This is a genomic window from Mucilaginibacter pedocola, assembly GCF_002013915.1.
In the GTDB taxonomy this organism is placed as follows: domain Bacteria; phylum Bacteroidota; class Bacteroidia; order Sphingobacteriales; family Sphingobacteriaceae; genus Mucilaginibacter; species Mucilaginibacter pedocola.
Genome location: NZ_MBTF01000005.1, coordinates 111,667 through 134,899, shown reverse-complemented (window position 1 = coordinate 134,899; position 23,233 = coordinate 111,667). Strand labels below are relative to the sequence as shown.

19 protein-coding genes and 1 riboswitch are annotated in these 23,233 nt (G+C 47.3%); of the genes, 4 read left to right on the top strand and 15 right to left on the bottom strand.

Annotation, left to right across the window (positions count from 1 at the left end):
* Window positions 1–52: 52 nt before the first annotated feature.
* The 6 genes from BC343_RS08785 to murQ all read right to left on the bottom strand — a co-directional run bounded on the left by BC343_RS08785 (window position 53) and on the right by murQ (window position 8,266).
* The gene (locus tag BC343_RS08785) at window positions 53–1,012 is read right to left on the bottom strand and encodes a methylenetetrahydrofolate reductase (RefSeq protein WP_078347400.1); all 960 of its coding nucleotides are present in this window, start codon (window positions 1,010–1,012) and stop codon (window positions 53–55) included.
* Window positions 1,013–1,163: 151 nt separating this feature from the next.
* Window positions 1,164–4,868 (bottom strand): methionine synthase, encoded by a 3,705-nt coding sequence (gene metH, locus BC343_RS08780; RefSeq protein WP_078347399.1) that lies wholly within the window; start codon window positions 4,866–4,868, stop codon window positions 1,164–1,166.
* Between the two features lie 135 nt (window positions 4,869–5,003).
* Window positions 5,004–5,116: riboswitch (SAM riboswitch) on the bottom strand.
* Window positions 5,117–5,372: 256 nt separating this feature from the next.
* A complete protein-coding gene (locus BC343_RS08775; RefSeq protein WP_078347398.1) occupies window positions 5,373–6,110 on the bottom strand; it encodes a Bax inhibitor-1/YccA family protein in 738 nt (245 codons plus the stop codon).
* Window positions 6,111–6,221: 111 nt separating this feature from the next.
* A complete protein-coding gene (locus tag BC343_RS08770) occupies window positions 6,222–6,788 on the bottom strand; it encodes a hypothetical protein (RefSeq protein WP_078347397.1) in 567 nt (188 codons plus the stop codon).
* 12 nt (window positions 6,789–6,800) lie between these two features.
* Window positions 6,801–7,334, bottom strand: a complete 534-nt coding sequence (locus BC343_RS08765) for a DUF4240 domain-containing protein (protein WP_162276840.1) — start codon at window positions 7,332–7,334, stop codon at window positions 6,801–6,803.
* A gap of 122 nt (window positions 7,335–7,456) precedes the next feature.
* Entirely contained in the window at window positions 7,457–8,266 is an 810-nt protein-coding gene (gene murQ, locus BC343_RS08760; protein ID WP_078347395.1) for an N-acetylmuramic acid 6-phosphate etherase, read from the bottom strand.
* Between the two features lie 222 nt (window positions 8,267–8,488).
* Between murQ and BC343_RS08755 the strand changes: the two genes are divergently transcribed.
* Entirely contained in the window at window positions 8,489–10,075 is a 1,587-nt protein-coding gene (locus BC343_RS08755; protein WP_078347394.1) for a S41 family peptidase, read from the top strand.
* Here the strand turns inward: BC343_RS08755 and BC343_RS08750 are convergent, their stop codons facing one another.
* Window positions 10,076–10,726: a hypothetical protein gene (locus BC343_RS08750; RefSeq protein ID WP_143822119.1), complete on the bottom strand. Its 651-nt coding sequence runs from the start codon at window positions 10,724–10,726 to the stop codon at window positions 10,076–10,078.
* A gap of 89 nt (window positions 10,727–10,815) precedes the next feature.
* Window positions 10,816–12,537, bottom strand: coding sequence for a glycoside hydrolase family 3 protein (locus BC343_RS08745; RefSeq protein ID WP_078347392.1), 1,722 nt, complete (start codon window positions 12,535–12,537; stop codon window positions 10,816–10,818).
* Window positions 12,538–12,873: 336 nt separating this feature from the next.
* On the opposite strand from BC343_RS08745, the gene BC343_RS08740 reads away from it, so the two are divergent.
* Entirely contained in the window at window positions 12,874–13,566 is a 693-nt protein-coding gene (locus BC343_RS08740) for a porin family protein (RefSeq protein WP_078347391.1), read from the top strand.
* Between the two features lie 68 nt (window positions 13,567–13,634).
* On the opposite strand, the gene BC343_RS08735 is transcribed toward BC343_RS08740, so the two are convergent.
* From BC343_RS08735 to BC343_RS08720, 4 genes are all read right to left on the bottom strand, one after another.
* Window positions 13,635–14,438: a DUF5672 family protein gene (locus BC343_RS08735; RefSeq protein ID WP_078347390.1), complete on the bottom strand. Its 804-nt coding sequence runs from the start codon at window positions 14,436–14,438 to the stop codon at window positions 13,635–13,637.
* Between the two features lie 27 nt (window positions 14,439–14,465).
* Entirely contained in the window at window positions 14,466–16,292 is a 1,827-nt protein-coding gene (locus BC343_RS08730; RefSeq protein WP_078347389.1) for an ABC transporter ATP-binding protein, read from the bottom strand.
* A 77-nt stretch (window positions 16,293–16,369) separates the two neighbouring features.
* The gene (locus BC343_RS08725; protein WP_078347388.1) at window positions 16,370–17,458 is read right to left on the bottom strand and encodes a glycosyltransferase family 4 protein; all 1,089 of its coding nucleotides are present in this window, start codon (window positions 17,456–17,458) and stop codon (window positions 16,370–16,372) included.
* Window positions 17,459–17,464: 6 nt separating this feature from the next.
* On the bottom strand, window positions 17,465–18,178 hold the full coding sequence (locus BC343_RS08720) for a glycosyltransferase family 2 protein (protein WP_078347387.1): 714 nt from the start codon (window positions 18,176–18,178) through the stop codon (window positions 17,465–17,467).
* Window positions 18,179–18,247: 69 nt separating this feature from the next.
* Between BC343_RS08720 and BC343_RS08715 the strand changes: the two genes are divergently transcribed.
* Window positions 18,248–18,976, top strand: coding sequence for a glycosyltransferase family 2 protein (locus tag BC343_RS08715; RefSeq protein ID WP_078347386.1), 729 nt, complete (start codon window positions 18,248–18,250; stop codon window positions 18,974–18,976).
* On the opposite strand, the gene BC343_RS08710 is transcribed toward BC343_RS08715, so the two are convergent.
* Window positions 18,973–19,992: a glycosyltransferase family 4 protein gene (locus BC343_RS08710; RefSeq protein ID WP_162276839.1), complete on the bottom strand. Its 1,020-nt coding sequence runs from the start codon at window positions 19,990–19,992 to the stop codon at window positions 18,973–18,975. The genes BC343_RS08715 and BC343_RS08710 overlap by 4 nt on opposite strands.
* A gap of 41 nt (window positions 19,993–20,033) precedes the next feature.
* Complete coding sequence (locus BC343_RS08705; protein ID WP_078347384.1) at window positions 20,034–20,912, bottom strand: glycosyl transferase; 879 nt, start codon at window positions 20,910–20,912, stop codon at window positions 20,034–20,036.
* A 76-nt stretch (window positions 20,913–20,988) separates the two neighbouring features.
* On the opposite strand from BC343_RS08705, the gene meaB reads away from it, so the two are divergent.
* Window positions 20,989–21,876 (top strand): methylmalonyl Co-A mutase-associated GTPase MeaB, encoded by an 888-nt coding sequence (gene meaB, locus BC343_RS08700; protein ID WP_078347383.1) that lies wholly within the window; start codon window positions 20,989–20,991, stop codon window positions 21,874–21,876.
* A gap of 66 nt (window positions 21,877–21,942) precedes the next feature.
* Here meaB and BC343_RS08695 read toward each other — a convergent pair whose 3' ends face one another.
* Window positions 21,943–23,232 carry an aminopeptidase P N-terminal domain-containing protein gene (locus BC343_RS08695; RefSeq protein ID WP_078347382.1) on the bottom strand — a complete coding sequence of 430 codons (1,290 nt, stop codon included), beginning with the start codon at window positions 23,230–23,232 and terminating at the stop codon, window positions 21,943–21,945.
* Window position 23,233 lies beyond the last annotated feature (1 nt).

Below are 23,233 nucleotides of genomic sequence, written 5' to 3'. Positions count from 1 at the left end.
ATCGCGCCAAGCCACCTAAGGGCTTCGCAATGACAAAGTTTTATAGCTATCCCTAAAATATCGCCTGCGCTATCCTCTTGGTTGGCCCCGCAGGGTTGCTCATGGTGTAGAAGTGCAATACCGGTGCGCCGAATTTTACCAGCTCTTTACACTGGTTGATGGTCCACTCGATGCCAATCTCTTTTACATCTTTTTCTGACTTGGCGGCGTGTACTGCATCACTCAGGTCGTCCGGGATATCGATATGGAAAGTTTTTGAGAGGTTAACCAATTGCTTCGATGTAGTTAACGGTTTCAGGCCCGGTATAATGGGCACATGGATATCGTTCGCGCGGCAGGCGTTCACAAAATCGAAGTACTTCTGGTTATCGAAGAACATTTGGGTTACAATAAAGCCTGCACCCATATCAACCTTTTGCTTCAGGTATTTAAAGTCTGTTTTCAGGTTCGGTGCTTCGAAGTGCTTTTCGGGGTAACCGGCAACGCCTATGCAGAAATCTGTTTTCAGGATACCTTCGTGGTTTTCGTGCAGGTAAATACCCTTGTTCATGTTAGTTACCTGTTGCAGCAGGTCAGTAGCGTAGCAGTGGCCGTTTGGCGTTGGTACGAATGATGCATCACCACGGCGGGCATCGCCTCGCAGCACCAGCACGTTCTCTATGCCGAGGAATTGCAGGTCGATGAGGCCGTTTTCTGTCTCATCCTTGGTGAATCCGCCACACAGCAAATGCGGAACAGTATCTACCTTGTACTTATTCATGATAGCCGCGCAAATGGCAATAGTACCCGGGCGTTTGCGGTAAGCCAATTTCTCCAGCAGGCCGCTATCGTGCTGCTTATAAATGTAATCTTCGCGGAGCGACGTAACATCTATAAAAGGCGGTTTAAACTCCATCAACGGATCGATGGCGTTATAAATGCCCTGTATACTTTCGCCCTTTAAAGGCGGTATCAGTTCAAAAGAGAATAAGGTTTTGCCGTTCGCGTTGGCAATATGTTCGGTTATTTTCATGCCCCCTACCCCCCTGAAGGGGGAATTTTGGTTTTAATTTTATTTTACACGTTGCCATTGCGAGCGAAGCGTGGCAACCTCGTGGTATGCACGGCGTTCATGCTTATCTACGAGTTTGCTTCGTCGTCCCTCCTCGCAATGACAAATTTATTTAATAGTTAAGGTTAGGCCCTAACCATCTTTCAACGGTTTCAATATCCATGCCTTTCCTCACCGCATAATCTTCCACCTGGTCTTTACTTATTTTGCCCAAACCAAAGTACCTCGATTGCGGGTGGGCAAAGTAAAAGCCGCTTACCGATGCGGCCGGCATCATGGCCAGGCTTTCGGTAAGGTGCATATTGGCATTGTCTTCTGCATTCAGTATCTCGAATAGCGTTGTTTTCTCGGTATGATCCGGGCAGGCGGGATAACCCGGTGCCGGGCGTATACCCTGGTAGCCTTCTTTTATCAACTCCTCGTTGCTCAGATGCTCATCTTTATCGTAGCCCCAGTATTCTTTACGTACCAGTTCGTGCATTTTTTCGGCGAAGGCTTCGGCAAGGCGGTCGGCAATGGCTTTGGCCATAATGCTGTTGTAATCGTCGTGGTCGGCCTCAAACTCAGCAACCAGCTCGTCGCAGCCAATACCGGTGGTTACGGCAAAGCCGCCCCAATAGTCGGGTACGCCGCTTTCTTTCGGTGCGATGAAATCCGACAGCGCATAGTAATGATCGTTCTTCACCTTTTCTGCCTGCTGGCGAAGGGTGTGAATGGTGGTCAGTACAGTTGTACGGCTTTCGTCGGTATACACCTCAATATCGTCGCCCACGCTATTCGCCGGCCAAAACCCTATCACGCCATTGGCGGTAAGCAGCTTTTCGTCTAATACACGTTTCAACAGTACCTGCGCATCATCAAAAAGCTTTTTGGCTTCATCGCCTACGTATTTATCCTCAAATATCTTTGGATAGCTGCCGCGCAACTCCCAGGTATGGAAGAATGGCGTCCAGTCGATATAAGGTACCAGCTCTTCCAGCGGGAAGCCTTCGAAAACTTTGGTGCCGGTTACGGCAGGCTTTGGTGCCACATCGCCATCCAAACTGATCTGGAATTTCTGAGCGCGGGCCTCTTCTATGCTGATAAAGCGCTTATCATTCTTTTTATTGGCGTGCGCCTCGCGTGCTTTGGCGTATTCGTCTTTTATGCCCTGTATGTAAGCGTCGCGGCCGTCTTTGTTCATCAGGTTGCTGCACACGGTAACACTTCGCGAAGCATCAAGCACGTGTATGGCTGCACCCGAATAATTAGGCGCAATTTTAACGGCAGCATGTATGCGCGATGTGGTAGCACCACCTACTATCAGCGGAATGGTAAATTCCTGGCGCTCCATCTCTTTGGCAAAATGCACCATCTCATCAAGCGAGGGGGTGATCAAACCGCTCAGGCCGATGATGTCTACATCCTGTTTCTTAGCTTCTTCTATAATTTTTTGCGCAGGCACCATCACCCCAAGGTCAATGATCTCGAAGTTGTTACAGGCCAGCACTACGCCTACAATGTTTTTACCAATATCGTGCACATCGCCTTTTACGGTGGCCATTAATATTTTGCCTGCATTGCTTTTGCCTTGCCCTTCGGGGTTGGCTGCTTTCTCTGCCTCGATAAAGGGCAACAGGTAAGCCACGGCCTTTTTCATCACACGGGCCGATTTTACTACCTGCGGCAGAAACATTTTGCCGGCGCCGAACAGGTCGCCCACCACATTCATGCCGTCCATCAGCGGGCCTTCTATCACTTCAAGCGGACGGGCAAATTTCTGGCGGGCCTCTTCCACGTCACCGTCAAGGTACTCCACGATACCTTTCACCAGCGCGTGCGACAGGCGTTCTTCTACCGTGCCTTTGCGCCACTCTTCATCGCGCACCACCTCTTTGCCTTTGCTTTTTATGGTATCGGCAAACTCCACAAGGCGCTCGGTAGCATCCTCGCGGCGGTTCAGCAGCACGTCTTCTACAAGTTCCAGCAAGTCTTTTGGTATCTGCTCATAAACTTCCAGCATGCCGGCGTTTACGATACCCATATCCAAGCCTGCCCTGATGGCGTGGTACAGGAATGCCGAGTGCATAGCCTCGCGCACCACGTTATTACCGCGGAACGAGAAAGAAATATTACTTACCCCGCCACTCACTTTGGCGTAGGGCAGGTTTTGTTTTATCCAGCGGGTAGCTTCAATAAAATCTACGGCGTAGTTGTTATGTTCTTCCAAACCGGTTGCCACGGTAAGGATGTTCGGGTCGAAAATGATATCCTGCGGCGGGAAGCCTACTTCATCAACCAAAATGCGGTAGCTGCGTTCGCAGATTTCTTTACGGCGCTCCAGCGAGTCGGCCTGGCCGGTCTCATCGAAAGCCATTACTACGGTAGCAGCACCGTAGCTTAATATTTTGCGGGCGTACTCTTTAAACTTCTCCTCCCCTTCTTTCAGCGAGATAGAGTTTACGATACCTTTCCCCTGCAAGCATTTCAGACCTGCTTCCAGTACGGTCCACTTACTCGAATCGACCATGATGGGCAGTTTGGCAATATCCGGTTCGCTGGCCACCAGGTTCAGGAATTTCACCATAACGGCTTCAGAGTCTATCATCCCCTCATCCATGTTAATATCTATCACCTGCGCACCGCCTTCTACCTGTTGCAGGGCAACGGTTAGGGCTGCCTCGTAATCTTCGGCGAGGATGAGTTTGGAGAATTTTGGCGAACCGGTGATATTGGTACGCTCGCCTATGTTCACAAAGTTGGTTTCGGGCGTAAGGGTTACGGCCTCCAAACCACTCAGGCGCAGGTAAGGCTCTACCTCGGGCTTTTTGCGCGGCTCGTGTTTGGCGGCTTTTTCGGCAATGCACTGGATATGGTCGGGCGTGGTGCCGCAGCAACCACCAACAATGTTCACCAGGCCGGCTTTAATAAAATCATCAACCTGGTGGGCGGTTTCGTGCGGGGTTTCGTCGTACGCGCCAAACTCGTTGGGTAAACCGGCATTAGGGTATGCAGAAATATAAACGCCTGCTTTTTCGGAAAGCTCTTCTAAGTGCGGGCGCATTTCGCGTGCACCCAAAGCGCAGTTCAAACCTACCGAAAGTAAGTTCGCATGACGAATAGAGTTCCAGAAAGCCTCCACCGTTTGGCCCGAAAGCGTACGGCCCGAAGCATCGGTTATGGTACCGGATATCATCACACCACCGCTATCGCGGAAAGCAGGGTAATCTTTCCCTGCTTCTTTACATTCTTTTTTATAACGGTCGATAGCGAACAAAGCCGCTTTGGCATTCAGCGTATCGAAGATGGTTTCAACAAGCAATACATCCGAACCACCATCAACCAAGCCACGTACCTGCGCGTAGTAAGCTTCGGCAAGGTCATCGAAGGTAACGGCACGGTATCCCGGGTCATTCACATCGGGTGATAGTGATGCTGTACGGTTTGTCGGACCAACGGCACCTGCCACAAAGCGCGGTTTTGCCGGGTTTTTAGCCGTGTATTCATCCGCTACTTCGCGGGCTATGCGGGCGCCTTCGTAGCTTAGTTCGTAATCAAGCTCCTCCAGGTGGTAATCTGCAAGGGATATTTTTTGGGTACTGAAGGTATTGGTTTCAATGATATCTGCGCCGGCATCCAAATACTCGGCATGTATGGCTTTTATCACATCCGGACGGGTGATATTCAGCAGGTCGTTATTGCCTTTCAGGTCGCTGGCATGATCGCGAAAACGCTCGCCGCGGAAATCATCCTCGGTAAGCTCATACCGCTGTATCATGGTACCCATTGCGCCATCAATAACCAGGATGCGTTTTTCTAATTCTTCTCTTATATTCATTGTTTCAGTGCGCAGTTGCCGGTTTACAGTGGGCAGTTATAAAATACCGCATAGCAAAACTGCCAACCGTACACTGATAACTGCAAACTGGTATATAGCTTATCTCGAAAAGTCAGGTGTTAGTATTTTGACTTTCGCTTATCTGTCCTAACCTGTTTTTGTTGTTGGTTAAGTAGAATGTAGCACCTTGTAAGCACAGGTTGCTAAGACATCGCAGGGTCTAATCCCTCCGCCTTTCTCCATAAGCAATACAAATATGAATATTAATGTTGTAAAGTGCAAGGGTGTGCAACAGAGGGAAAATAAAGTTGCCATAAGATAAGATTGCCGTCATTTCAAAAGGTTTGTCATGCTGAGGAACGAAGCATCTATTCGCGGATTAGCATAGCGGCAATTGCTTGGTGGCTATTAGATCCTTCGCTATCGCTCAGGATGACAAATAACATGGCGATATATAAAAAAAGCCGCACAAGGCGGCTCTTTCAATATCGTTATGCAAGGCTATTACCTTCTGTTACCACCGAATATACGGAGCAGCATCAGGAACAGGTTCACAAAATCAAGATAAAGGGTTAAAGCGCCCATTATGGCTATCTTTTTGCCTTCGGCATTGCCGTATTCTATACCGGCACCAATGCGTTTTAGTTTTTGCACATCGTAAGCGGTTAAGCCTACAAATACGGCAACACCTACATAGCTAATGATCAGATCCAGGCCGCTGCTGTGGAAGATCAATAAATTAAGTATCGATGCTACAATGATACCTACCAACAGCATGATCATGATAGAACCGAAGTTTGTCAAGTCCTGGTGGGTGATGTAACCACCAATGGCCATTACGCCAAATACTATGGCAGTAGTGATGAACACGCCCGAAATAGTACCGATAGAATACATCAGGAATATGTAGCTTAAGCTAATACCCATAACAGCCGAGAAGGCGATAAATATGAGCGCCAGCGCGAAAAAGCTAAGCTTATTAAAGCTGAACCTTACGATCAAAACAAAAATAAGCGGCGCGAACATAGTGAGTGTACCCAACAGGTTATTTCTGCCGGTTTCAGGATCGCGCAGTGCGTTGCTCAGTTCGGGCACAAAAGCGAATGTATAAGTACAAAGGGCAGATATACCCAATGCCACAAACATCCACATAAATACGTTAGCTATAAATTTACGCGAAGCCTCGGCGTTTTCTACGTGGCTTACACTATCGTAAATAAAATCAGTTGATTTGGTTTCCATTTTTTATTGAAAATTAATTAGTTCGAATATAGTGATTGTTGTAACGTTTTAAGGTTTAAATGTTTTTAAGTCTAGCGCCTATTTTACAATGCCCTTACAGATGCAGGCAACTTAAGTAAGCCGTTTGGTCAATTGTTCTTCTACCAGTTTAAATACCTGTATAGGCTTTTGCGAACGCCAGTTCAGCTCATCCAATTGCCCGCCAAAGTTAATATAGTAATCAATATTACTGCGTTTAAACTCATCTATCACATGCTCGCGGAAGTTTACGCCGGCTATCCAGCCATCCTCTACTTCCTGGAACCACTCTTCGTAATAGCTATCGTCGGAGTAGTGGAAATTGAGCACATTCTCGCCTATCAGCACAAACTTATTGATGCCATTATCCATCATCAATTCCAGTATCTCGCGCTTCAGCATCATAATATCGTTGTTAATGGCATCGTTCCATTCGCCAATAAATTCTATGATGCTGTACCCCCGGTCGTAATCAGCAAAAAGCACCTTCAGGTAAAGCGTGTTAGAGCCGAACGAATCCCACTGCGGGTGCAACAGGTAATTGTATATCTGTTTATCAAATTCAAATTCGCTGTATTGCGTAGCATAAAAAGGCGAATACTCGTCTTCCGATGCTACATAATCATCGCGCCATTTGTAATATGGTTCTATCTCGTGCATTTCTTCTCTTTCTCAATTGAACTTTTCCCAAAGCTTCGGATAAAGCTTGGAAAGGTCTTCTGTTTTCCAGTCCTTGCCCTTAGTCGGTGGCGCCCCAAAATCATAATCGAGCCCCTTCTCGTAGGCTACATCTCTCGGGAAGGACTCGTCTTCTTTTTGCCTACCCGTTTTCTTCATGTAAGCCTTGGTAGAAACATAGAGCAAGCTTTCGAAATCCGGCTCTACTCCACTATCAACAACGTCCGCCAGGTAGTCGGGATTTTTCAATGCCTCTTTAAAGGTTTTTTCACCTAAACCAATCAACCAAAACCTGAAATAAAGGTAAGGGTCATCGGTAACTACCCCATCAATTATTTTAGCAGCAGCCATAACTTTGTAGTCGTCGGCCTCTATTACTTTCTTTCTGAAGATAACTTCAAACTCAATTATCTGCTCCGGCGTGTAGGCTGATAGTTTTTGCGTGATGATGTCGTCTTGCTTCTGTTTGTTATCGCCAGCCACCGAGTAGGAGTGATCAATGATCTTCCAAAATTCCTGTTCATCCATTTTGTCAGCTTTTTCATAAGATGCCTGCGCCCGGGGCGTCTTTTTTTGAGCATTGGGTTGGCTGCATCCAAAAACCAAACACAAAAGCAAAAGAGCGAAAATCGGTATCGATCTCATTGCAACTACTTCTTAAAATGAAAATCTACAGCGCCGCGTACGCTGCCATGCTCTTGCAGAAGTTTGGCGGCGGTTTTTTCATCGAGCCCTGTTTCGTTCATTACCATGCGGGTGCCGCGGGCTACCAGTTTGTTATTGCTTAACTGCATATCCACCATTTTATTACCCTTCACACGGCCCAGCTGTATCATTACGCTTGTGCTCAGCATATTCAAAACCAGCTTTTGTGCGGTGCCTGCCTTCATGCGGGTGCTGCCGGTAACAAACTCGGGGCCTACAATTACCTCAACCGGGTATTGCGCTTCGGCGGCTACCGGGCTTTTGCCGTTACATACAATGCAGCCTGTGGCAATATTATGCTCGTTAGCCATTTGCAGGCCGCCAATAACATAAGGCGTAGTACCCGATGCTGCTATGCCCACCACTACGTCGTTCTCGTTTATATTAAATTCCAGCAGATCCTTCCAGGCTTGTTCGCGGTCGTCTTCGGCAAACTCAACGGCTTTGCGTATAGCGGTATCGCCACCGGCTATAATGCCAACCACCCAGTCGAAGGGTACGCCAAAGGTTGGGGGGCATTCTGAGGCATCAACCACGCCCAGCCTGCCGCTGGTGCCTGCGCCAATGTAGAACAGGCGGCCGCCGATGCGCATTTTTTCGGTAACGATGGTTGCCAGGTCCTCTATCTGCTCCATGGCTTTTTCAATGGCCTGGGGAACGGTTTTATCCTCGTTGTTGATATTGCGCAGGATATCTGCCAAAGGCATTTTCTCCAGGTTATTGTATTTCGATTCCTTCTCGGTAGTTATTTCCATTTTAAGGCAGCAAATTTTTAACAAAATTGAACAAAAAACATCAAAGCAAAGAAGAAGCAGCCAAAAGCATTAAAATTTACGCTGCGTAAAATTCAACAGGTGTGAATTTCCGTAAATAAAACAAATAGGCCTGTTGAGTCTTTAATACAATGTATTATAAACAACATCATATATAATTATAGGCAATAAAGCTTATTATTTAAATTTGCAGGTATTACCTACATGAAACAAACCGCCGGCGTAATATTCCGTACACTTATACTCATCCTTATCGGGATATGCATTGGGCTCATTATCAGCAAAAACAACAATGCCGGGCGCAGCTTTGGCTTTGGTTTTTCGCAGGGCGATGATAAGGTATCGCGCGTATTGCAGCTGGTGCGCGAAAACTATGTGGATTCGGTAAACGTTGATAGCATTGAAGGCGTAACCCTTAACGAGATGCTGCAAAACCTCGATCCGCATTCGGTTTACCTGCCCGCCCAACAGGCACAAAACATGAGCGAACGACTCGGCGGCGGCTTTAACGGCATTGGGCTGGAGTACCAGGTACTGCGCGACACGTTAGTAATTACACAGGCATACGCTGGTGGCGCAGCGCAAAAAGCAGGGCTTAGCCCCGGCGATAAGGTGCTGACGGTAGATGGTAAACCTTTCTCGGGCACCAAACTCACCCAACAGCGCATCAGCAAAAGTTTCCGCGGCGAAAAGGACTCGCAGGTAACGCTTGGCGTTATCAAATTCAACGGGCAAAAACATAGTTACCTACTCAAACGCGGGCGCGTTACGCTCAGCAGTGTAGATGCTTATTACTTAAGCGGCACTACGGGTTATATCAAAATAAGCAAGTTTGGTTACACTACCGATGCCGATTTCCGCGAAGCACTGGCCAATTTAAAGGTTGATGGTATGAAGAAACTGGTATTAGACCTGCGCGGCAACGGCGGCGGTTACCTAAACACCGCAACAGCTATGGCCGACGAGTTTTTACCCAAAGGCAAACTGATAGTTTATACCGACGGCGTTCACGAACCACGTACCGACTACACCGCTACCGACTCGGGCAGTTACGAGCAGGGCGACCTGGCCGTGCTGATAGACGAATATTCGGCAAGTGCCAGCGAGATACTGGCGGGTGCCTTGCAGGACCTTGACCGCGCCACCATTGTAGGCCGCCGCTCATTTGGCAAGGGCCTGGTGCAGCAGCAATTCCCGTTTGGCGATGGCACGGCCGTTAACCTAACCGTGGCAAGGTATTACACCCCTTCGGGCAGGTCGATACAAAAATCGTATAAGAACGGCATACGCAGTTACCATGCGGAGCTGGCCAACCGCATCCGCAAGGGCGAACTGCTTTCTGCCGGGAACAGCCTTGCCGATAGTGCCTTTGTTGGCGCATCAACCTTCCACACCACCAAGGGGCGCAAAGTTTTTGGCGCGGGGGGTATTATGCCCGATGTATTTGTACCGGCAGATACCACCCGCGAAACGCAATTGATAGGCACATTGGCCGATAAGCAATTATTTTCGGCCTATGTGATAGATAAGCTGCAAGCCGAATTACAAAACTTTAAAAGCGAGGCCGATTTTATGAGGCAGTTCAGCATCAGCGATAACGAACTGATGGCCTTTGTACGCTATGCCGAAAAAACTACCGGCCTACTTGATGCACGCGAGTTGCGGATATCATCCAACACCATTAAAACCCTGCTGAAAGCTAACACCGCACGCTTTAAATGGGGCAACAACGCCTACTTCCGCGTACTGAACGAGAACGACGAAACCTTTAAAAAAGCAGCGGAACAATAATTAATTAGTTACCGTCATGATGCCGTTGAAATAAGAAATGGTTGCGGCATCGTCATCTTTAAAATAAGCAACCGGGTATTCGCGGTTAGCTGGCGTAACTTTCCAAACTTTTGCCCAAACGGGTTTTGTGGAAACCGAAGAATGATCGAGGTTTAAATAACCAAACTCGGCTTTAAAGCACGAATCTTTTAGCGAATGGTTTTCTGTGAAACCATCTTTTTCTATTTCGTTCAGAAACAGCTTACGTACCTGTGCAACTTTTAAATGCTTACTTGTGTTTAAGTTAACGCCATCGTATTTGGTACCGATAACCACCGTAAACTGGCCATTTTTGAAATGGTAGCCAATATCGCCGTTAAGCACCGGCAAACCGTTAAAGTATTGCAGAGCGGTGTAGTGGTAGTAAATATTGGTTTGCCCGTCGAGGTGAATGGTGTCGTTCTCGATAGCGCCATAAAAACTCAGGCTCTCGGTACTGATGCCATTGTTTTGGAAAACGGTTTTGATACGGGCATAGGTTGCTACACCAACGGGGTTTAAAGGGCGCACATATTCGCTTATGCAGCCGCCATCTTCGCCCAGTGGGGCTTTTTTGCATGCGGCATAAACGAGTATACAAGGCAATACTAAAAAAAGGAGGGCTTTTTTCATGATCATAATTGGTTTATAAAAGGCATTACGCCCATGCCCGGCGAAACGCTACAAACAAACCAAAAAAATCGCAATTAAACCACTGGTGTTTAAAGGCTTGCGCCGGCTCCCGTTGTAAAATAGGTATTCACGCTTACGGGCAGCTTTCCGGTCGGTTTTATTTTACCGGTAATAGCCTTTACTGCAGCGCGCTGCATGGCATCATCTTTTTGGTAGGCCACTAGTATCGAACCGCTTTTTTCTATACCAGGCAGGCCGGCAATGGTATAGGCATTGGCAAACACGCTGATTACCGAATTGCTTTTGGCAGCCAGATCGGCAATCAGTAGCTTCACATCGCTGCTGTAATCGAGCTTGCTTTGGGGGCGCAGGCGGGTATCATGTATGCCCACAAACACCTGCTCGTATTGCTTCAGGTTTTCCAGCATCTTGTTCAACGCAGGTACGGGGGTATCTTTACCTACCAAAAACAACATACTGTTAGGGTAGCTTTTTGATAGCTCCTGCTGAAAAACGGTTTGCCCCGTTACGCCAATGCTAATGATGGCGGTCTTTTTAGTCGTGTCTTGTTTCAACAAGCGGCTATCGCCTTTAATGAGGGTGATGGCGGCATCGCTTAGCTGCTGCACCAGTTGGGTAGCCTCGGGGCGGTTAAGGTCCTGCACCACGTTGTCGGTATTGGCGGGCGTATAGTTGCTCAGCCCGGCCCAGTATTTGGCAGCTAATATCCTTTTCACTTTCGCCTCAAATTCTTCCGGTGCAATTTCTTTATGGCGTACAGCTATACGTATCAGTCTTGCGGCTTTTTTGGAGTTTTCTGATAATTCCAACAGATCCAAACCGGCCATAAAAGCATGCAGATCGGCTTCTCCGTCGGGGAAGTATTTGGTAACGCCTTTCATTTCCATAGCATCAGAGGCCACCAGCCCTTTAAACCGCAGCGAATCTTTTAATATGCCGGTGATGATGGGGCGGGATAGTGTCGATGGTAAATTCTTCGTCGTATCCAGCGCGGGGATGTTCATATGGGCTATCATTACGCCGCTGATGCCTGCATTGATTGCTTCGTGGAAAGGGTACATCTCCAGCGAATCGAGCCTTTCGCGGGTGAAGGGCAGCAGCGGCAGATCGAAGTGTGAATCAACATTGGTATCGCCGTGGCCGGGGAAGTGTTTGGCAATGGTGATAAGCCCCGCATCCTGCATGCCTTTAAAGTAGGCAATGCCTTTGCGGGCAACGTTGTATTTATTATCGCCGAATGAGCGGTAATTGATCACCGGGTTATTGGGGTTGTTATTCACATCAAAATCGGGCGCGAAATTGATGTGGGCACCTATCCTTTTAAAATCATAAGCTACCATTTGCCCCATTTTGTAAATGAGGTTATTATCCTGCACGGCACCTAATGCCATTTGGTAGGGGTAGGATATGGTAGAATCTAAGCGCATACCCAGCCCCCACTCGCCATCCATGGCAATAAGCAGCGGTATCCGCGATAGTTTCTGGTACTCGTTAGTGAGAATAGCCTGCCTGCCCGGTCCGCCCTGGAAAAATACCAGTCCGCCAACGTGTTCGTGCTTGATCACTTTGCCTACCGAATCGGAATAGGCTTGCCCGCGGTTGGTATGCGCCCGCACAAAAAACAGCTGACCTATGCGCTGCCTGCGGCTAAGTTTATGAAAAACCGAATCTACCCAATGATTTTGCTGTTGCATGGCATCAATAAAACTTACCTTTTGGGCAAAGCTATTATCGGCTAACAAAACAAGGACGAGGGCAAAGGCGCGGAGGATGTATTTTTTATAATGCATGGCGATGTAAATGTAGCTTAAATTGTAAAAACGGGTAATTGTTTTTTGGAGGGATAGAAAAGTTTGGAGAGGACTAACGCCTTGCCGAATTTATTTCGGCACCTCACACGGCGGGCTCTTGTTCAAGCACTGTGGCTTGTATGATGGGGTGCTGAAAAGATTTCAGCATGACGTGGGGAGGGAGGGGCGCATTTGTAAAAAACACGCTACATCCCATCGCCCCAAATAAACCTTGACGAAAAAAATCACTCTATAGGCTATAAATCAACAACAGAACCGGGCGTGCATAACGGAATTGTGCGGTGCCGCCCCAATTAAAACACATCAGAAAAAAACATGAAAAAATTACTCTTTTTAGCCTTAGCCCTCTTTACCATTGCGGGCTCGGTACAAGCGCAGGATGGCCCCCGCCGTTATCCGCGCCGTGTGGTTAGGCGCTTACCTCCCGGGCAGCGCCCGCAGCGTTACCGCCAGGTTGATGATTGGTACAAACCCAAAGTAGGTATTGCCGGCGGCCTCAACATTAGCAATACGGTTGATGCCTACAATGCCGATTTTAGTACCAGCAGCATTGCCGGCGCGCATGTAGGTTTAACATTCGAGGTACCTATTGCCTACCCGCTTTCCTTCGCACCTGAGTTTTTATTTTCGCAGAAAGGCTATAAAGCTCAAACACCGGATGGAACTTTCCGCCAGCGCACCAACTTTATCGATATCCCGCTGTTAGCCAAATTCCGCGTAACAAGGGGCTTCAATTTTGTGGTTGGCCCGCAGCTTACCTTCCAAACATCAACCCGTAATACTTACGATGATGGTTTCAGCACCATTTACAAGGATAACTACGACGGGCTGCGCGATAAAAGCTATATCTCGGGCTTAGTGGGTGTTGGTTTCGATCTCAACCGCAATACCGAACTACGCTTCCGCTACGCCTTAGACTTTAATCAAAACCGTGGCGACTACAACTCCAGCCTGCCCGATTACCGCAACCAGGTATTCCAGATAGGTATTGGCTTTAAGTTCCAGTAAAAGCACTGAAATATTATAAAACAAAGAACGCCGGTTTGTTGCCGGCGTTCTCTGTTTATAGCTAATTTTTAAATATCATAGCCATAACCCTTAAATATCGGGCGCCAAAAATCGAGGTGCCTATCGAAGGCGTGGCAACCAAAGGGCAATTTGTTGTGATTGAGCTCCAGCCCGCGCTCGGGGTGGTTTTCTATGGCAAACTGCATGGCCTTGCGGTAGCCGGGGATATTTAAAACCTTGCGTTTGCGGTTAACTTCAATGCTCCAAAAAACATCCTCGTTATACAGGTGATGCGGGCGCTCAAAATAATGTGCTATTTCTGCCTGCATCTTAATGGTAGCATCGTAAAACTTGCGTACGTGGCGCAACGAGAAGCCGCCGTTACCTACTTTGTTCTCCAACTGCATTAGCGATGGCAGGTCATCTTTCATTATATTAAAGCGCGTGTGCAAATAGCTGATGAGTTTTGATTTGGTTGCCTTTACCACATCCGGGTAATCGTACTTATGTATCCATGGGGCGCCAATGTAATCGTAACCTTGGTTGCACCAATGCTGTAGCTCGTCGCGGAAAACGAATACATCCAGCTGGTATATCAGCATAAAATCGTACGCTAAAAACCGCTCGTAAAACTCGGTAGTCATTACCAGGTTATTGTAGCCTTTGGGGTCTTTAAAATACTTATCGTCGAACGCCTCCGTTAAAAAAGGCGCTTCGGTAAGTTCCGGCGGCATTTCGCGCGATTCGGGCTTTACCACCACCATGGGGTAATTGGGCAGTACTTTTTTTAACTGCTGTAACGATACCATTTCCAGCGGCGACAGCGTGTTTTTATGAAAGGGGATAACAATAACTACTTTATGGTCAGTCATAGATGTGGGGGTTAATGTACATTCCGGTTATTCGGCATTAAATGCCTGCATATCTATCAGTTTGCGGTAAAGCCCGTTTTGCTGCATTAGTTGCTGGTGTCTGCCTTGCTCTACCACCTTGCCGCCTTCCAGTACAATAATAATATCAGCGTTTTGGATAGTGCTGAGGCGGTGCGCTATAATAAGCGAGGTCCGGTTCTTCATCAGGTTGTTCAAGGCTTCCTGAACCAGTTTTTCCGATTCGGTATCCAATGCCGAGGTAGCCTCATCAAGCAGCATTATAGGCGGGTTGTTTAATACCGCACGCGCAATACAAATACGCTGCCTTTGCCCGCCCGAAAGTCTGGCTCCCCTATCACCTACATTGGTTTGGTAGCCATTATCGGTATCCATTATAAAGTTATGGGCGTTAGCAATACGGGCCGCAGCTTCTACCTCCTCGGGCTTTACATCTTTTTTACCGAAGGCTATGTTGTTATAAATAGTATCGTTAAACAAAAGCGATTCCTGGTTTACTATCCCCATCAGCCCGTGTAACGAATCGGCCGTAACGTTTTTAATATCGTGCCCATCAAGCGTTATGCGGCCCTCCAGGGGGTCCATAAAACGGGGTATCATATCCATCAGGGTCGATTTACCGCCGCCCGAGGGTCCTACCAAGGCTACCGACTTGCCGCTCGGGATGGTAATGTTTACATCTGAAAGTACCTGCCGCTCGTTGTAAGCGAAGGATACATGCTCAAATTTTATCTCTTGCGTAAAGTCATTTAACACTTCGGCATTCGCAACATCGGTTATCAGCGGCTTCTCGTCTATCAGCCCCAGCACGCGTTCGCCGGCGGCAATACCCGCGTGAATATTACTGAACGAATCGGACATGGCCTTTGCCGGGCGCATCACCTGCGAAAACAGGGCGATGTAGGTAATAAACTCGGGAGCCGATAGCGTTGATGTTTTATTCAGCACCAAATGCCCGCCGTATAACACGATACCCGCAACCATTGATACACCAAAAAACTCCGACACCGGCGAAGCCAATTGCTGCCGCCTGGCCATGGCGCGGGTGATTGATGAATACTTGCGGTTCTCGCTGTGGAACTTGTTTTTTATAAACTCAACGGCATTAAAAGCTTTGATGATTTTGATACCCGATAGCGCTTCATCGAGGTAGCTCGTCATGTTAGAGGCAGATTGTTGCATAGCCGCGGCCTGTTGTTTAAGCCTTTTAACAATGCGCGAAATAACCAATGCCGATACCGGTATAACAATAAGCGAGTAAAGCGTTAACGTTGGCGATATAGCAAACAGCCACCACAGGTAAGCGATGAGCGTAAGCGGCTCTTTAAAAACCACCTGCAAGGTAGCCGTAACCGAAAATTGCACCACCTGCACATCTGATGCTACCTTGGTGATAATATCGCCCTTACGCTCGTTGCTGAAAAAGCCGAGGTGCAGGTTCATTACATTATCAAAAACGGTGCGGCGTAGGTTAAGCAATGTATGCACACGCATATTCTCCATAATGCGCTGCGAAAGGTATTTGAACAGGTTACCCAAAAAGGCCGATAATACGATGGCTCCGCAAACAAACTGTAACGCCCCCCATGCGCCGTAACTGTTAATGCAATACTGCACGTAGTGTTTAAACGTGCCCATTACATCGAGGTACGAAGGTTGTGCACCAAGCGGCTTCAGCACCTCGCCTGTATCAGAAAAGAGGGTCTGCAGTAAGGGCGCAAGCAAAGCAAGGTTGAGCGTACCGAATACAATGGCCAGCAGCGTGGTAAATATATAAGGGATAGCAAACTTCTCGATCGGCTTGGCGAACGACAGCAGACGAAAATATGTCTTCATTAAAATTATTAAGCCGCAAAATTAGGCAAAATTAGCCATTAAGGCACATCTGCGTGTTTTGCATAATATCACTAAACTTATAAAACAGAACTATATACCCCTAAAGTATCGGTAACGCATCTTTTTACCGTAAACTGTTCAAGGCGTTCAGCACCCGCGTTTATAAGGTTCTGCCGCAAAGCCTTATCTTGTAAAACTTTACTTACAGCTTCAGCAATACTAAACTCATCCTCCGGGTCAAAATAAAGGGCGGCGTTTGCAGCAACTTCGGGCAGGCTGGTGGTTTTACTGCAAACCACGGGGCAGTTATTACCAAATGCCTCCAGCAGGGGCAGCCCGAAGCCTTCCTGTAATGATGGAAATACAAATACAGATGCCTGCCGGTATAATTGCTTCAGTTCGGCTTCGGAGGCAGATATTTGCCGGCATTTTTTCCAAATGCCCAGTTGCTGCAAGTGTAATTGCTCATCGTTTCCAAAAGGCCCTCCACCGGCACATACCAGTTGAAGACCTTGGCCTGTTGTTAGCAAAGGAGCCACGGCCTGTGCAAAAAGCTTAAAATTTTTATAATGCCAGCGCTCGCCTACAAAAAGCAGGTAATGGGCGGGTAGGTTCAGGGTAGCAGCGGCAATATCTGCCTGCATGTAACCATGATAAACTACTGATATTTTATCGGCCACCTGCGGGAAGAATTTCAGGATATCGGCTTTGGTATGCTGCGATATGGCAATGATGGCGTTAGCCTGCTCTATCAGCTGTTTTTTTTGCGCTATGATCTGCTCTGCATCAGGAAACAACCCGGGGAAGAGTTCGTGTATCATATCGTGCACCGTTATTATCAACGGCTTTCTCAGCACATCCAAAAAATAGGTATCGTAGTAAGTAGGATGGAAAATATCGAACTTGCCCGCTTTAATTTTCCAGCTGCAGTAGCGCGTATTCCAACGGATGATGCGGTTACGATGATGCCTGAACAGGCGATGGCCTAAGGCATTGTTAAACGGAAGATCGTAGTCTTTTAAGTATTCGTTCTCAGAATAAAGCGCACAAATGTGGCTGCCCACGCCGGGCTGCCGGTTAAGTCCCTCGTTCAGCCCCGCGAAATAACGGGATATCCCTCCGTAACGCTGCAGCGAAAACTTCTGATGATCGAATAGTATTTTCAATGCTTATTAAGGTTTATATTTTTTCGGGAACAAGTCTTCCTTCAGTTTCCTGAATTTAAAGCGGGCCCATATTTTAAAGCCGTGGTATTTTAATACCAATGCAGCCTGGTCGCGTTTAAAGGCGGTGTCGGTTTGCGTCATGGATACGCCGGTATCATTAAAGTGCGCCACCATTAGGTCTGCAAACTCAAAACTGTAATTCTTATCGGCCCAGCATTGCATATTCAGCACATGGTCGGCGGCTATGGGGTACCGTGTATCAAATTGGTACTTTTTAAATACCGATGCCGGGTAAATAATAGCCTGGTGGCAAATGGTATCTTTAGCATGCTTATAAGCATCCACCGGTCCGGGGGTTGGCTGGCCTTTTATCAGCACGCGCCCGTAATATATTTTGGATGCATCTTGTAACTCGTTCGCCAAATCCGAAAAACCCGGGTAAAGCTCATCATCGGCACCAATGAAATACACCCAATCGCCGGTGGCATAACTTAAAGCAATGTTCATGGCATCGTAAATGCCTCCATCCTTTTCACTCTTCCAAACGGCTATTTTACCGGCATTTGCCTTAATGATATCCAGCGTGCCGTCGGTGCTGCCGCCATCCTTTACCACTACTTCCAGGTTGGGGTAGGCCTGTGCAAAAATGCTATCCAAACAGTTTTGTAAAACAGGGGCAGCATTAAAGGTTACGATGATGACGGAAATTTTGGCTGGCATTTATTGCGGTATAAATTTCGGCAAACAGCTATTTTAGCTTATAATCGCCAAATATAGCTAACCATATTTATGAATGCTGCACAAAAAGCTACGGCCGAAACCGGCAGGGTATCCGTTATAGTGGTTACCTACAATGCCGCTGCAACCCTACAGGCTTGCCTCGATAGCATATTTGCGCAAAGCTACCCGGATATAGAAGTGGTTGTTATAGATGGTGCCAGCACCGATGGTACCGTTGATATTCTACAAGCGAACACCACGCGCATCGCTTATTGTAAAAGCGAACCCGACAAAGGCATTTACGATGCCATGAACAAAGCGCTGCGCCATATTACCGGCCAATGGGTTTACTTTTTAGGTGCCGATGATGAATTACTGCCCGCCTTCTCGGATTTTGCCTCCGCGCTCGACGACGGGCATGCTATATATTACGCCAATGTGTTGCACCGCGGCGTAAAGCGCGCCGGCGAGGTTACCCCCTACTACATGGCCAAAGTTGGCATTTACCATCAATCTATTATTTACCCTGCCATTGCCTTTACAGGGCACCAATACGATACCCGCTACCGCGTTTTTGCCGATTGGGCCTTCAATATGCAATGCTACGGACGCGGCTTTACCTTTACATACCGCGACTTAATTATTGCCAATTACAGCCACACCGGCTTATCATCGCACGCTGCCGACCCTGCCTTTGAGCGCGACCGGCAGGAAATAATCCTCAAAAACTTCGGGTTAAAAATCTGGATGCGTTACCGTTTCCGTCGGTTTAAAGAGAAACTTAAAAAGAAAAGTTAGCCTGCCAGCACCTCGGCATAAAGCGCCAGGTATTGCTTCGCGGTTTCGTCCCAGTTGTATTTGGCAGCATGGGCTATGGCTTTTTCGGCACCGTTGTTTTCGGCAAAATGCCTTAACCCTTCGGCAAAGGTTTGCTGCATATCTTCAGCATCAAAGCTTTTAAAATAGTACGCAGCATCGCCCGCAACTTCGGGCAGCGAAGTATGGGTAGAGCAAAACACAGGCTTACCAAAATGCATGGCCTCTATCACGGGCAGGCCAAAGCCTTCGGCTATCGAAGGAAAAACAAAGGCCAAACAGTTTTTATAGTACCAGGCCTTATCCTCATCGCTTACAGTACCTACAATTTTTATCCTGTCTTCGCAGTTCCATTTTTTGGCTTCTGCCAATATCTCATCTTTATAAGGCGTTTCAATACCGGCAATTACCAGTTCGTAATTATTGCCATGCAGCAGGGCGGGCAGTACCGCAAAATTCTTCTTTGGTGCAACATGGCCTATGGTGAATAAAAACGGATTTGCCGGGGTGTATGCAGGTACATGCCCTTCGGCAACTACCAATTTATCGGCACCGTTGTAAATAACTTCTATTTTGCCCTGCGCCGATGGAATGTGCTTTACAATATCCTGCGCTACAAAATGAGAGATGGTTACCACCTTATCGCACATGCCAATAAATCGGGTTAGCCGGTTCAGCTTTTTGTTTACCTTTTTGGCAGGCAGGTTCTCGTGCATAAAATTAATATCGTGCACGGTCACTATTTTTTTGCCCTTTACCCTATGCGGGCGCAGGCGAAGGTATTGATCTGTAAAGTGGGCCAAATCGTACCTGCGCGAACCGAGAAAAAGTATTTTATGCAATTTAGAGAGGTATTCAACTTTCACCCGCCCCTCAAACTGGTAAATAGCACGGCGATGCAGATAGTACGTCAGATCGAAGCGGCCGTTATTTTGATGTAGCAGGCAATCGCCCAGGCTTTTGCCAAAGTAGAAAAACCCGGAGTTTGGGTATTTCATCGAATCGAATGTGACTAAAACCTTTGGCTGCCGCATTTATCTTATTTAACTATCTTATAATTTTTGTACTCGCCAATTCGCCAGCCGGTAACGTCTTCTATCCATTGGAGTGCCTTGCGGCGGAAGTCCATGCGCGACATTTTCTTAACGTCGATATTCAGTTTCCAGTTTGCCCGGGCCACGCGCGCCTGCATAACAGCCGGGTGCGTATCTGTAAAACGCAGCAGCCTATCGGCATTGCCATAATCAAACTCGCTTTCTTCAGCAGCTTTTTCGTCGGGCACGTATTCGGGATTATAAAACTGCGTAAAGTTCTGTCCTTTTTGTATCAACCCTTTCGATGATTTTACCCAACCGTAATGGTAAATATAGGCATCAATTAATTTCACATTCAGCTTGCGCTCGTCGGACCAACGGAAGCCTTGTGCATCCCGGTACGAGCGGATGTTTTTATCATTCCGTACTATCCGTATCTCACGGCGGTAATACCTGCGCGATTGTGCATAAAAATCGTACGAGCCATAAAAATGCAGGTACTTAAATAATAGCCCCTCTATGCTCTTATCGGCAAGGCAGGCCTGCATTTCCTGTTTTATAGTAGCGTGATATTTTTCGTGCACGCACTCGTCGCCCTGTATATAAAAAGCCCAATCGGCATCCGGAGAAATAGCGTCAAAGGCCTTGTCGGTTTCTAAAGCAAACACCCGCCCGCCATCGCGCAGCCCGTTATCCCATGTGGTATTAACTACTCTTATTTTTGGCGAACCAATACTGTTGATAAGCGCTTGGGTACCATCATCGCTTTGCCCAAGCGCTATCACAAACTCGTCGCACAGGGGAAGCACCGAGGTTATAGCCTCCACAACGGGGTAATCGTTTTTTACGGCATTGCGTATAAATGTAAAACCAGCTATTTTCATTCGGGGCAAATATACTTATATAGCGGTTGCAATATAATGGTGTTTATTTAACTTCTATTTTTGTTTCTTTACAGCAATGGCAGCCCCCGATAAACATATAACAAGCAGTATCAACTTCCGTAAAGTAGCGCGGCAGCTTACAATGGTTGAGAATAGCCTGCCCGGCGCTGCCGAGCTTTTGCAGGGGCTTACCTATAATAATGTACCTGTAACCGGCATAACCGGTCCGCCGGGTGCCGGAAAAAGTACGTTGGTAAATGCTTTGATAGGCGCTTTATTGGCAAAAGGAAAAAAGGTGGCCGTACTGGCTATCGACCCTACCTCGCCCTTCAACTTTGGTTCGCTGCTGGGCGATAGGATACGTATGGCCCCGCATTTTAATAACCCCGATGTTTTTATCCGTTCGCTGGCCACTCGTGGATCACTTGGTGGGCTATCAGCAAAAACCATCGAGATGGCTGATGTACTGAAGGCCTCGGGCTTCGATCATATTATTATAGAAACCGTAGGCGTTGGCCAAAGCGAAGTAGAAATTGCGGGGCTTGCCAACACTACGCTGGTAGTATTAGTACCCGAGGCGGGCGACGAGATACAAAACATCAAATCGGGCCTGATGGAAATTGCCGACGCCTTCATCATCAACAAAGCCGACAGGGATGGCGCCGATGCATTTATTAATAACCTTAAAAAGATCATCCATCAAAAAGAAGGTGCCGAAATACCGCTAATACGTGCCGTGGCCACACAAAACCAGGGTATTGATGAGATAGCGGAATTAATATTATCGCCCCGAAACGAAAACACGTACCGCCACCAGCTATTGCTCACCCAAAAAGCATACAACCTCATCCAACAAAACCGCATGGCGGATGTAGACAAAAAAAAGCTTCAGCAACAAATTGCCGAAGCTTTAGAACATGGGGATTTTAACCTGTATAAGTTTATTGAGCGCTATGCGCGGTGAGTAGTTAATTAAGTTAAGTAGTTAGTGGTTTTCAACTCAATCAACTACTCACCAGGCAACCCCTCTCTAACTATTCATTATCTCTTCAATATGCCCCGGCTCTACAGGTATATCCGCCATTAGGTCGATGTTGCCGCCGTCGGTTATCAGGATATTATTCTCTAACCTTATACCCAAACCTTCGGCAGGGATGTATATGCCCGGCTCGCAGGTGAGGATGTTGCCAACCTCGAATGGTTTGTAACGGCTGGCGTAATCGTGCACATCTAAACCCAGGTGGTGCGATGTACCGTGCATAAAATACTTTTTATACAATGGCGCTTTAGGGTCTTGCTTGGCCACATCGTGCTTATCCAGCAAGCCAAGGCCAATCAGTTCGCTTTCCATTATTTTACCAACCTCTTCGTGGTACTCGTTCCAGATGGTTCCGGCCACAATCATTTCTGTGGCGCCCTTCATTACACGCAGTACGGCGTTATAAACATCCAGCTGGCGTTTGGTAAAGCGGCCGCTTACGGGGATAGAGCGCGTCATATCCGCATTGTAGTTGGCGTATTCGGCACCAAAATCAAGCAGGGCTACATCGCCGTCTTTGCAAGGCTGGTTATTATCTATGTAGTGCAGCACATTGGCATTGTTGCCCGATGCAATGATAGGGTTATAAGCATGCCCTGTTGCACGCTGTTTTATAAACTCGTGGATAATTTCGGCCTCTATTTCGTACTCTGTTACGCCGGGCTGTACAAATTTCAGTACACGTACAAACGCATCGCGCGTTATCCCGCACGCAGTTTTGGTAAGTTCTATCTCAGTGTCAGATTTCACCACACGTAAATCGCGCATTATCAGTGCCGAGCGCTCATACTTATGCAGGGGATATTTCAGGCGAAGCGCCTCGTACATACGCATATCGCGGTAAGGTACGGTATGCACGTAGCGGTCGTTCTCGTTAGTGTTAATGTAAACATTCTCAGCATAGTTAATAATGGTATGCAGTACGCTTTCGTAATCCTGCAGCCATAAGATGGTTTGTATGCCCGATGTAGCGCGTGCCTCATCCTTTGTATACTTGTGGCCTTCCCAAATAGCTATATGCTCGCTGGTTTGTCTTAAAAACAGTACTTCTTTGTACAGCGGATTAGGACAATCAGGAAATAAAACCAGTATGCTTTGCTCCTCATCTATACCCGAAAGGTAAAAAAAATCAGGGTTTTGCTTAAAAATGAAGCCCTGATCGCCACTGCGGGGGTATTCATCGTTAGAATGGAAGATAGCTATAGAAGATGGCTTAAGTCGCGAAACGAAATTTTTTCTATTTAATGTAAATAGTTGCTCATTTACAGGTAGATATTTCATA